This is a genomic window from Arthrobacter sp. UYNi723 (assembly GCF_054057635.1).
On the sequence record NZ_JBSRZM010000051.1, the window covers coordinates 1 to 11,085 of the forward strand.

Consider the following 11,085-nt stretch of genomic DNA (forward strand, 5'->3'; position numbering starts at 1 on the left):
GCCCCGCCGAAACCCTCCGGCGGGGCATTTCCATGCCCGGCCCGTTGTCACCGAAACCGACGCCGACATCGGCAAATAACGCGACGAGTAACACCACCCCAGGCCGTCCCTTCCACACTCGTGCTGGACAGGGAAGGCAGAGTCGCGGCGCGGATCCTGGGCCTGGCCGACCAGAGCATCCTCAAATCCCTCATTACAGGGGCCGTGGCGCGGGGTTAGGTCAGGACGGTAAAACCAAGGGGGCCCGGGCGGCAGGGGCTCCCAGAAGTGCGGCGGAAGTCCATGGAGCGTCCCCGTAGCGGCCATAACAGTAGGCCTTCAGGAGAGAAGCAGGAAGATGTGCCCGACCGGAGAAGACAGGTACCGGGAGTGGACCGGGGCATACGTGCTGGGTGCCCGGAGTCCCTCCGAGCGGCGCGAGTTCCAGAGACACCTCGGCGATTGCGCCGAATGTGCGGCATCCGTCGCCGAATATTCCGGGCTGCCGGCACTGCTGGACCTGCTGACCCACGATCAGGCGCTGACCCTCGGACAGACTGCGACTTCTGAGACACCCCAGCGACCCCAGCGTCCTGGCCCTGAAGATCCAACGGCGGCCGCACCGAAGGAAACACCATCACCGAAGGAACACCGTGACGACTGAAAAACGGCGTGAGCCGGTACCTAAAAGACCCGGCCGCCTGCGTGATGGAACAGACTGCTAGACCCAGATGAACCCAAGAACACCAAGGACATCCACAGCGGTAAGCGGGCGGGGCGGACATCCCACCGGAAAGCTCTTCAGCAGAACCGGCCGAAGAGCTGTCCACGGAAGGAACAGTTACGTGGCGCGCATGCCACTGACTCAACGCGATTTCAGTGAAAGGACAACAATGCTATGGAACCAACCACGGGGACCCGGGCGGCAGGGGCTGCAATAAGCGGCCTGCAGGCTGAAGCCTCGCGACCGGAGCAGATCCGGCGGCTCCCGAAGGCCATGGCGACGGAGGTTGCGGGCAGCCACACAGCAGACCGGCTACACCCTTGACCAATACCCCCCGGGGGTATATTTTTAATTCATTGAACGTCATATTTCGCGGCGCGAGTGCCCAAATGCCCGGAACATCCTCCTCCACAAAAGACCGGAGGGGTCGGGGCGGGAACGACCGCATGCGAAGCCCAGGGATCCATCTCACGGAGGTCGGTATGGTTTCTAATCCACGAATTGAGCCGCTGCAGCCCGGGAAACGCTCCGGAGCAATTGTGCACAAGAACACGCTCCCCAGCACCGTTGCCGAAGACCTGATCGCGGCCGCTCTCGGCATCGCCGTCGTCACGGCCGTCTATCTGGATGGACGCGCTCACGTTCTCAGTCTGCCGGACTCCTTTTTCACCCCCTGGCATGCACTCCTGTACGGGGGACTGCTGCTGCTCATCGTGTGGCTGGCTGTCATCAGCAGACGCGCCGCAACGCGGCACAGCCTTGATCGCCCCGCCCGCCTACCCGCCGGGTATGGAGTGGCCGCTGTCGGTGCGGCGCTGTTCGCGGTGAGCGGTGTTTTGGACATGGTCTGGCATCAGATCTTCGGGGTGGAATTCGGACTCGACGCGCTACTGAGTCCGACGCATCTCTTGCTGTTCATGGGTGGTGCCCTGCTGCTGTCAGGTCCGGTTCGGGCGTTCCGCCTTCGGGCCCTCCCCTTGTCGCTGAGCGGGCGCTTGGCACCGACGCTGGGTGTGTTGGGGATCGCCGGCATCGCGGCGTTCGCTCTGAGCTTTCTCTCCGGATTCATCACTGATTCAGCGACCGTCGCCGTCGGGCACGCCCCTGAAGGTACTGATGCGCACAACATTGCGGAAGGTTTAGCGTCGGCGGGTCTGGCAAGTTACGTGCTGACCTCGCTGATCCTCGTCGTTCCCCTGGCGCATTTGATTCGTTTCCGGCTCGCGGGGCCGGGGACGGCAGTGATCGTGGTGACCTCGGTAGCCCTGCTGGCTGCCGTCCTTGGGGATTTTCGCAACATGGGCACGGTGATCGCAGCCCTGGTGGCCGGTGCGCTCCTCGATGTCGTTCTTTTTGCATTGCGGCGGCTCAGCGTCCCGCTTCGTACACAGGAGCTTGTGCTGGCTTCGTTGCTGCCCCTGCTGGTTTGGCCCGGCCAGCTCCTGGCAACACATATCGCACGGAGCGTCCTGTGGTCCCTGGAGATGCTGACAGGAGTTGTGCTTGTCGCCGCCCTGGCTTCATTTGCCACGGTTTTTGTGCTCGGTCCCGCTTCCCATGCCGTCAATGAACCCGGTGGCACGGAACAGAAAATCTCCAGCCCTGCCGAATGACCCTGGCATTCCAAATCGACCCCACCGCGGCACGACGTCCCCCGGTGGGACGGAAAGCCCTGTGGAAGACGGACAACTGTCCAATCGTCCGACCGTATCTCACTGCTTTTCTGATCCCCGGCGATCGCATCACTGAAGGGCATATTCACGATGACTAAGAAACGGCGTAGGCCGGCCCCGAAAAGACCCGGGCACTCCCCTGCCAGGCACAACCCGGCACGTCCCGGCCCGCGCCGCCCATCCGCCGCAGCGCAGCCGGCCCCGACCGTACACTCACTCATCACAGAAACAGGCCGCAGTACCAAGCTCTTCGACCCGCTCGATCCGCAAGCGCTGGCCGCCACCTATTGGCTCGACACCGCCACATGGGAGGGACCGAATGATCTCTCCGTCCGGTTTTCCGGTACCAGGATCGATGGAGCTATCGGGTCACCGCCGGAACAGTTCGAAGTGTATGAAGACGTCGACTCGATCACGCCCAATACCGGACGGATCGCCGTCACCTCCCGCATGTCCGGAATCACCGGCGGGGTATGGAATGTCACCGCAACGCCGGTCCCCCGTAACGGCACTGACCCTCGGCGTCGCGCCGCAGCCCATAGTGGATGCCTGCCGCAGCGAGCCTCGATTCATACCAGGTTTCACGCCCTCGCCCAGGGGCCCGGCGTCCACGCCTGGTCCTGGCCTGTACTACTGGGTCTGGGCGCGGTCCTGGCTATTCTCGTTCAGACCCTGTTCCTGACCAGGCAGGGCATCGACCCGGCAGGTCCTGTGTGGCTCACCGTCCTGGCCAACGCGGTTGGCGGGGTGTGCGCCCGGCTCTGGTCGCTTGCCCTGAACCGCCAGCCGCTGAACGGGTTCTTCAAAACCGGTGCATGCATCCAGGGGTTCCTGACCGGTGCGCTGGCCACCATCATCGTCGGGTCACTGATCTTTGGCTTGCCGACGGGCCGGATCCTGGACGCGACGGCGGTCGGACTCTTCTTCGGCATGGCCCTGGGGCGGACCGGATGTTTCTTTAGCGGGTGCTGTTACGGGCGCCCCACCGCCTCGCGATGGGGACTATGGTCCTCGGACCGGCGAGTAGGACGGCTCAGGTACCCTGTCCAGCTCTACGAGGCGCTTCTGTCATTGCTGATCGGCCTCGGAACGCTGGTCTTGACAATGACAGCGCCACCGAGCATTCCCGGGCTGGTCTTCGTCGGCTCCATCATTGTCTACACCCTGGGCCGACAGTTGCTCTTCCCGTTGCGCGTAGACCCCCGCACCCGGAAGGGAAGGACCCTGACGATCCTGGTGTGCTCACTTATCCTGGGTGGGGTCATTTTCTTGTCCATTATGTCCTGACGGGATAAACATGCGGTGCCCGCGACTGTGGGTACCACCCGCGGGATTCGGCCCCCAAATGCGGGGGAAAGCAGGACCCGTCAGGTCACGTCGCTCTTGCGACGCCATCCGCAGGGCATGGCGGCATCGTCCCTGCCGCAGAGGCGGGGACGATCGCGAAGAACATCGGCAGGGCCAGCAGCGCCCCGGTTGCCAGCGTTGCCACAACGGTCCGCCCTGCCCCCAGTGGCCGGGCAGGTGCGACGAGACGCCGGACGCGGCTCAGAGCGGATTCGTCCCCGGCGCCGAGCGCGGCCGCGGGGGTCACGCGGTGCTCCGCCAGCCGCACGAGGGCCGTGGCCACTGTCAGGCGGTCAGCGCACCGGGCGGCGTTGTCGTCGGCCAGCATCTCCACCAGCCGCCCGAGGGCGCTGCGGGCCTCGCGGAAGGCCGCCACGCCGGGGAAGGCGTGCAGCAGGGCATCGGCCGCTGCAAGAATGAGATGGTGGCGTCCGCGCAGGTGTGCCCGTTCGTGGGCCATCACGGCGTCGAGCTGACCGCGGTCCAGGGCCGCCAATGCGGCGCTGGTCAAAACAATCCTGCCGCCCCGGCCGGGAAGGCAGTACGCGGCCGCGGCCGGGTGCTCGACCACGAGCGCGTCCACGTCACGGTGGGGACGGGCAATCAACGCCAGGGACTGCAGCTGCCGGCTTCTTTGGCGGGCCGCGGCTATCAGGCCCCTGGCCGCGCTGTATCCGACCCTGGCAAGCACGGCGAGCACCGCAACGACGCCGGTAGTGCTCACAACCGCGCCGCCCGGAGTGGAATACTGCTCCAGCAGGGCCATCGCGCAGGCCCGGACGAGTTCCGCCAGATCGGTCGTCCACGGCACCACGGGAACCGCCAGTGCCGCCCCGGCGAGCACGACCGTGGACACCAGCGAAAAGCTCAGGGCCTGCCAGGCGGCAATGCCGATCCGCGGGGACCGCTCCAGCCAGCTACTCCGTCGCAGCACGACAGGGCCCAGCAGCGCCAGTATCAGCCCAAGAAGGATCAGCACCACCGGAGCAATCATCGGCCGGCTTCGTTCCCTTCCGGGTGGTGTCCGTCCAGCGCCTCGCGCAGTCGAGCCGCCTCATGCGGGGGGATCTGTTCCAGGAAGTGCAGCAGCGTCACTTGCCGGTCACGGCTGCCAGCCAGGACCTCGCCCATGAAGGCGGCCGCGTGCTGTTCGCGGGTCTGTGCAGGGCGATAAAGGAAGGCCCGCCCGGCCTTTTCCCGCGTCAGCATGCCCTTGCGGCGCAGGTTGTCCATCACTGTCATCACTGTCGTGTAGGCCAGGACCCGTTCGCGCTGCAAGTCTTCGAGGACCTCGCGCACGGCAACGGGATGGTCCCAGGACCATATCCGGTCCATGACCAGCTGTTCCAGTTCCCCTAGCTGACGTGCCACGACCCGCGCCTTCCCGTGTCCGGCCGGAGTGGCCGGACTCAACTATGTTCCATAGTAGTCCACCAAGCCTCTGACGCCGGCCCCACTGCCCGGGGGCCGTTCAGCCCTGGATGCCGCCGGAGCGAGGCGTTATCTGCGGGGCTTGCAGGTATGAGCAGGAGCACGGCCAGACGGGGTCGTCGGCACGGTCTGGCCTCACCTGCTTGCCGGCACCGGCCACCACCCGTGACCCAAGCCCGGGAACCGGCTCAGCAGTTCGTGCCGGTTGGCTCCCTCTGCTTTTCCCCCAAACCAGCAACTCTAAGCACCGTCCGCACGTTGCCGGTCCCGGCTCAGTTCAGAGCCTTCCAGGTCCGTCCCTGGTCGGTGCTGGCGAAGACGGCAGCGGTGGTACCTTTGGGCGCTGCGGCATAGATCGTTGTGCCGTCGGGGGAGAAGGTAGCCGCGGCGGCGTCCTGGGGCAGCGTCAAGGGGGTCCAGGTTTTGCCGCCGTCGTTGCTCAGGGCGCTTTCGGCCATTCCGACGGCGAGCAGCCGCTGGGTGTTCGTGGGGTCCCATGCGGCTGCCATCGCCCCGCCCGGACCGCCCAGGGGCTTCCAGGTAACGCCGCCGTCGGCGCTGGCCACGAGGCCGGCCGACATGTCCGGGGCGATCAGTCGTTGCGTGTCGGCGGGATCGACCAGGATCACACCCATGAACGTCCTGCCGGCCTCGGCGTTGCGGGCCTCCCAGCTCGTCCCGCCGTCGTTGCTGGCCAGCAATCCACGCGCCGCGGTTCCGGCGTAGACCGTGCCTCCGGCACCGCCGAGGGCGTGGACATCTCCCAGTCCGCCTTGGCCCGTGACCTTGGTGAAGGAGCTCCCGTCGGAGGACCGGAACAGGCCGGGGTGCCCGCCGATGAGGGTTGTATCGCCGGCGGCTGCCACACCCATCGGATCGGCACCCTTCAACGAGGCCAGCTGGGTCCAGGTCCTGCCGTTGTCGCTGGAGACAGCACCGCCGTCATGACCGCCGACGTAAAGCCGGTCCCCGAGGGCCGTCAGGACATGCAGGTCCCCCCCCACATACGGCTTGATAGCAGCCGGCGCCCCGTCCCTGGACCCACCGCTGGTGGCCAGGAAGAGGCCGATCCCGGCGCCGAGAGCGATGACCGCGGCGGTGACAATGACCACCCAGCGCCGGCTGATCCTGCGCGCCGTTTTGGAGGTCTTCGACCGGGGGTTTTTGGTGGCAGTGGGTTTCTGTGCAGTGGGCACGTACGGATCCTTGCAGTTGGGGGCAGGTGCCGGTGGGCGGCCTGTCCGGGTCGAATGGGGTGCGGATAGAGGCGGACTGCCGGGACAGCGCCAGCTAACTCAGCCGTTGTCGGGCTTCGGTCTTCCCGCGTCAGGTCACGGTGGCGGTCAGCGGGATTCGCTGGTCGGGGTTGCCGCCTTCAGCGCCGCTATCTCTTCGCGCAGGCGCGCGATTTCAGCCTCGCGATCCACCGGAGCGGTGGCCTGTCCGCCCGCCTGGGCGTTGGGTACCATGGCGCACCGGCCCCGGCGCATCGGGCGCAGACAGAAGAAGTACGTCAGGGCCAGCGATGCCGCAAGGACCGTCGCGGCGAGGACAAGCTCGCTCATCGGAATCCGTCAGTCGTAGCAGGCGGCGTCACGGTGGTGTCGCCGGCATCCCGCTGGGCCGCGCGCAGCTGGTCAACTTCGGCGCGCAGCCTGGCGAGTTCGGCGTCGGTGGCAGCCGGCGGGGACGAGGGCGGACTGTCCTTACGGCCACGCATCATGAACCACATCATGAGTCCCATGCCGACCGGGCACGCCAGCAGGGCCAGGGAAAAAAGTACCTGATTCATCGTCAATCTCCTTGGTTCTTATGTGCCTGTGTTAAGAAGCCTGGCCGGCCGGGCGGTCGGTCATCATCTGTTCGTGCATTTTCGCCATGCCCGGCACGCTCTGCATCATCTCCTGCATTTTCGCCATGCCCGGCACGCTCTGCATCATCTCCTGCATGCCGGCCATGTCTGGCATGCCCTTCATCATCTGCTCATGCATCCGCCCCATACCGGTCATGCCGTCCTGGCCGTCTGCGCGCGGCTCCGCGGACGCCGAGGAGCCTGCAGCCGGGCCCGCCCCGTCGGCAGCAGCAAGCGCAGGGGTTGCCGAAGCTCCGACTGAAAGCAATGCAGCGGCGGCGATGGTAAATATCCTTGTACGTGAGCGCATGGGCGCCTCCTTCTCCGTTATCTACTAAGAATCATAGTAATACGGAAATCCGGGCCCTGGCCAACAGCCTGCTGACAGCAGCCCGGGCAACCCAGCGACGAGCTATCTGACGTGGTGCGGCGCGGTGCCCGGCGTCACCTTGTTTAACGGCCAGGGGCCTCATCACAGGTTCCAGTGCAGGCTTTCCCTCACGGACTTGGTGTTACCCGGGTCAGCGAACCGCCCGGGGCGCCTGAGCGAAGAGGCTGGCCGATGCCCGCGGAAGGCCATGATCTTTCTGCCGCCCGAGTCCCTGGGCAGGTAACCCTGGACCTTGGTGAGGAACGGGTGCGGGTCCCGCTGCCGGACCGATGGGACGTCCCTCCAGCATCCTTCCAGCCAAGGCTGCTAACTTTTGGTCCCATGGACTTTCTGCGTGTATTCCGAGTGTTCGCCGTGGCTGAAGCCGTGTCATGGCTGCTGCTCATTCCGGCAACGATCGTGAAATACGGGACAGGGCAGGCGGGCGGAGTTCAACTTTTGGGCCCGGTGCACGGTGCGCTGTTCGTCGCTTACGTTCTTCTGGCCCTGTTCCTATGGCGCAAAAATCAGTGGACCGGCCGGGCGCTGGCCGTTGTTCTTGTAGATTCGGTGCTGCCTACGGGCGGCTTTTGGGTTGCCCGCCGAACGGATCTGGACGCACGAAGGGTCCCTGTACCCATCCCGTGAGTCAGCCAAACCCTCGGTCGCTCAGCAGGCGCCAGCCGGGAACGCGTTCAGCTCAGGTCACTGGCAGGTTGCCCGATGCGATGCAGACCGCGGCCGAAACGGCTTGTACTCTCGCCGGTTTTCGGTGAGGTCGCCCGTAGTGCAGGTATCGAACGTGCAAATCGGGGATCGGCTGAGTGCCGGTCTCCGGCCGGGCCGAAATCGTTTCGCCGGACCCGTAGGCCATCCCGGGAGCGGGATGGCCTACGCCGTCCTCAGACCAAGACACGTGGGCGGTGCTAAATCCTCAGGGACTGCCCGGCTGGCTGGTCGAGGTGCTGGATTCCGTCCGCGGTGACCAGGATCACCCGGGCTGTTGCGATGTCGAAGAAGAGTCCCGTGGCCTGCAGTTGGCCTTTCGCCAGTGCGGGTCCCACCAGCGGGTGGTCTTCCAGTTTGCGCAGTTGCACGGCCACGTTGACCATGCCCAGCTGGTCCAGGCGTCCGTACCCCGCCTCTGCTGCAGCGGCTGCCACCGGATGCCCTTCCAGGTATGCACGGTGGCTCGGACGGGCGTGTTCGAGCCAGGAGCTGAAGGCCTGGCCCAGGCCGGAGGCATCCGGCCCGGTGCCGGATTCGGCATCGGCGATTACGGCCTTCATGGCTCCGCAGTTGGAGTGCCCGCAGATCACGATGGAATCGACGCCCAGTCCCGTGACTGCAAATGACAGGGCCGATTCAATGGAGGTGTCTTCGCCGGGCCTGCAGACGACGTTGCCGATGTTGCGCAGGGTGAGCAGGTCGCCGGGGCCGCTGCTGGTAATCAGGTTGGGGTTGACCCGTGAGTCCACGCAGGCCACGAACAGGGTGTCCGGATTCTGGCCGTCCGCGAGATCCTTCACGTGCGGGAGTACCTTGTCCGCGTGGCGGCGGTGATATTTGTCGACGCCCAGCAGGATGGACCGCAGCCGCAACTGCTCGACGTCGTCCACGTCGGCAGACTGCCAGTTCGCCCTGGGCGGCAGCGGGAGCTCCAGGGCCTCCTGACGTAGCGGAGTGTTGCCGGCCGCATCCGCGAACACCGTGTTTCCGTTCTCCTCGATGCGGACCGTGCCACCGGTTGCGGCGTGCTGCTTCTTCCAGTCGAGCAGGGCCTCGTGGAAGGCATGGTCGAGATAGTCCGCGCTGAGCTCCACCAGCACGTCCGCGCCTTCGGGAATAGAGTGCAGCACACGATTCAACCGGGGCAGTGCAAGGAAACTGCAGGACCCGGCGATCGTGACGCGCCAGAGGCCGTCCGGGCCTGGCGTGGGCGGCAGTGCGTGGATGGTGGCGCGCAGCACACGCCACAACACCAACACGGCGGCGAGGGCCAGGCCGATGATGACGCCCTCCAGGAGGTTGAGGAAGATAACGCACAAAAGCGTCACGGCGTAGACACCGATCTCTCCGGTGCGCAGGCTCGTCCTGATGTCCGCAACCTTGATCAGGCGGGCGCCGATCACGATCAGGAGCCCGGCCAGCACGGCCAGCGGAATGAGCTGGATCAGCCCGGCGAACAGCGCGGAGAACACCAGGACCCAGACGCCGTGCAGCACTGCGGACTTTCGGGTCCGGGCGCCGGCTTCGACATTGGTGGCACTGCGCACGATCACCCCGGTGACGGGGAGCCCGCCAAGCAACCCTGAAACAATGTTCGCCGAGCCTTGGCCCACGAGTTCCCGGTTGAGGTTCGTGCGGGGCCCTGTGTGCATCTTGTCCACGGCCACCGCGGACAGGAGCGATTCGATGCTGGCAATGAGCGCCACCGAAATGACCGCCATCCCCGCCGTCGCCCAGCTCCCGTCGGGCAGCTCCGGCAACGCGACCGCATCGAACACGGACCCTGAAAAGGTGATCCGTTCAACCCCCGGAGCGAACGCCAGCGAGACCACGGTGCCGGCCACGACGGCCACCAAGGGGCCGGGGACCTTCCATACGGCCGGCGGCAGGTGCTTCCACGCAACGAGCAGCCCGATGACCAGCAGGCCCAGCAGCGCCGAGTGCAGTTCGACTCCGGTGATCGCCTCGGGAAGCCGGGCAAGGTTTTCCAGCGGTGACCCGGCAGGCTTCGAACCGAGCAGCACCTGGAGCTGCTGCAGGACAATGGTGACTCCGATGCCCGCGAGCATCGCACGGACCACCACCGGGGAGACCGCCAGCGCCACGCGCCCGGCCCGGCTGACGCCCAGCAGGAGCTGCACCACACCGGCGGCGGCCGTGATCGCGCACGTCGCCGCCCAGCCGAACTGCTCCACGAGTCCGGCAACGACGACGGTCAGGCCGGCCGCCGGACCGCTCACCTGAAGCGGCGAACCGCCCAGGGTGCCGGCCACGATGCCGCCGACAGCAGCAGCGATCAGGCCCGCCATCACCGGGGCCCCGGAAGCCGCGGCGATACCCAGCGACAGCGGCAGGGCCACCAGGAATACAACCAGCGAGGCCGGGACATCCTCCCTCAAACCCCGCAGCAATGTCCTCCTCCCGCGCGAGCCCCCGGGCCCGGCGCGACGGCGGACGGGTTGACGGTGTCGGACAGGTCAGACGATAAGGCCATGATTTCCTTCTACGGAGGGGAAGCATCGGTCCCCTGCAACGTATAACAGCAAGGTAACAGCGGGATGTCTGGGGCCTGAGTGTTCCCTGTGACTCCCGGTGCGTCTCCTGGAGCTGGAAGGAGCCTGGGACTTGCACCCAAGGCCGTGGTGCAGGCGGCATTTGCAGTTGCAGCTAACATAGCTGTCCGGAACGGACGCGACTCGAGCCCCGGCGCACGGTACTTCACTCGCCGGATCGCCGGACCATGGACACCATGAGCAGGACTACCGCGATGACCATGAACGCGGTCATGAGGAACCCGAGAAATCCTGGAGTCACCTGATCCTCGACCCGACCTGGCCTCAGCCCCTGATTGTCCGGGCTGGGCGACGGTGAATTGGAGAGGAAAATGGGCTCTCCTGACTCATCCGTGGGTGCTTTGAGCGCGCCTTAACTGACGCACGCCGCTTTCCGCCTAGGTTTCTGACTGTCTAAGGAACAGAAA

Annotated in this window: 11 protein-coding genes and 1 pseudogene; 5 read left to right on the plus strand and 7 right to left on the minus strand. The window is 65.9% G+C overall.

The genetic code is table 11. The features are described from left to right. Nucleotides 1-93: 93 nt before the first annotated feature. The 4 genes and pseudogenes from ACVWY0_RS21585 to ACVWY0_RS21600 form a co-directional block, all read left to right on the plus strand. Nucleotides 94-219 (plus strand): annotated as a pseudogene (locus tag ACVWY0_RS21585) (TlpA family protein disulfide reductase); the annotation flags it as partial. A gap of 118 nt (nt 220-337) precedes the next feature. After that, nucleotides 338-643, plus strand: a complete 306-nt coding sequence (locus tag ACVWY0_RS21590) for a zf-HC2 domain-containing protein (RefSeq protein ID WP_485838514.1) — start codon at nt 338-340, stop codon at nt 641-643. 542 nt (nt 644-1,185) lie between these two features. Beyond that, nucleotides 1,186-2,316: a hypothetical protein gene (locus ACVWY0_RS21595; protein WP_485838515.1), complete on the plus strand. Its 1,131-nt coding sequence runs from the start codon at nt 1,186-1,188 to the stop codon at nt 2,314-2,316. 450 nt (nt 2,317-2,766) lie between these two features. Then, a complete protein-coding gene (locus tag ACVWY0_RS21600) occupies nt 2,767-3,663 on the plus strand; it encodes a prolipoprotein diacylglyceryl transferase (protein ID WP_485838516.1) in 897 nt (298 codons plus the stop codon). A gap of 85 nt (nt 3,664-3,748) precedes the next feature. Here ACVWY0_RS21600 and ACVWY0_RS21605 read toward each other — a convergent pair whose 3' ends face one another. The 6 genes from ACVWY0_RS21605 to ACVWY0_RS21630 all read right to left on the minus strand — a co-directional run bounded on the left by ACVWY0_RS21605 (nt 3,749) and on the right by ACVWY0_RS21630 (nt 7,316). Beyond that, entirely contained in the window at nt 3,749-4,717 is a 969-nt protein-coding gene (locus tag ACVWY0_RS21605; protein WP_485838517.1) for a M56 family metallopeptidase, read from the minus strand. After that, nucleotides 4,714-5,094: a BlaI/MecI/CopY family transcriptional regulator gene (locus ACVWY0_RS21610; protein WP_485838518.1), complete on the minus strand. Its 381-nt coding sequence runs from the start codon at nt 5,092-5,094 to the stop codon at nt 4,714-4,716. The genes ACVWY0_RS21605 and ACVWY0_RS21610 overlap by 4 nt, the downstream gene beginning before the upstream one ends. A gap of 332 nt (nt 5,095-5,426) precedes the next feature. Next, nucleotides 5,427-6,350, minus strand: coding sequence for a WD40/YVTN/BNR-like repeat-containing protein (locus tag ACVWY0_RS21615; protein WP_485838519.1), 924 nt, complete (start codon nt 6,348-6,350; stop codon nt 5,427-5,429). Nucleotides 6,351-6,497: 147 nt separating this feature from the next. Beyond that, nucleotides 6,498-6,719, minus strand: a complete 222-nt coding sequence (locus ACVWY0_RS21620; RefSeq protein WP_485838520.1) for a hypothetical protein — start codon at nt 6,717-6,719, stop codon at nt 6,498-6,500. Further along, nucleotides 6,716-6,946, minus strand: a complete 231-nt coding sequence (locus tag ACVWY0_RS21625) for a hypothetical protein (protein WP_485838521.1) — start codon at nt 6,944-6,946, stop codon at nt 6,716-6,718. Before ACVWY0_RS21625 ends, ACVWY0_RS21620 begins: the two co-directional genes overlap by 4 nt. Before the next feature lie 31 nt (nt 6,947-6,977). Further along, nucleotides 6,978-7,316, minus strand: coding sequence for a hypothetical protein (locus ACVWY0_RS21630; RefSeq protein ID WP_485838522.1), 339 nt, complete (start codon nt 7,314-7,316; stop codon nt 6,978-6,980). Nucleotides 7,317-7,718: 402 nt separating this feature from the next. Between ACVWY0_RS21630 and ACVWY0_RS21635 the strand changes: the two genes are divergently transcribed. Further along, entirely contained in the window at nt 7,719-8,024 is a 306-nt protein-coding gene (locus ACVWY0_RS21635) for a DUF3817 domain-containing protein (RefSeq protein ID WP_485838523.1), read from the plus strand. A gap of 278 nt (nt 8,025-8,302) precedes the next feature. On the opposite strand, the gene ACVWY0_RS21640 is transcribed toward ACVWY0_RS21635, so the two are convergent. Then, nucleotides 8,303-10,516 carry a SulP family inorganic anion transporter gene (locus ACVWY0_RS21640; RefSeq protein WP_485838524.1) on the minus strand — a complete coding sequence of 738 codons (2,214 nt, stop codon included), beginning with the start codon at nt 10,514-10,516 and terminating at the stop codon, nt 8,303-8,305. Nucleotides 10,517-11,085 lie beyond the last annotated feature (569 nt).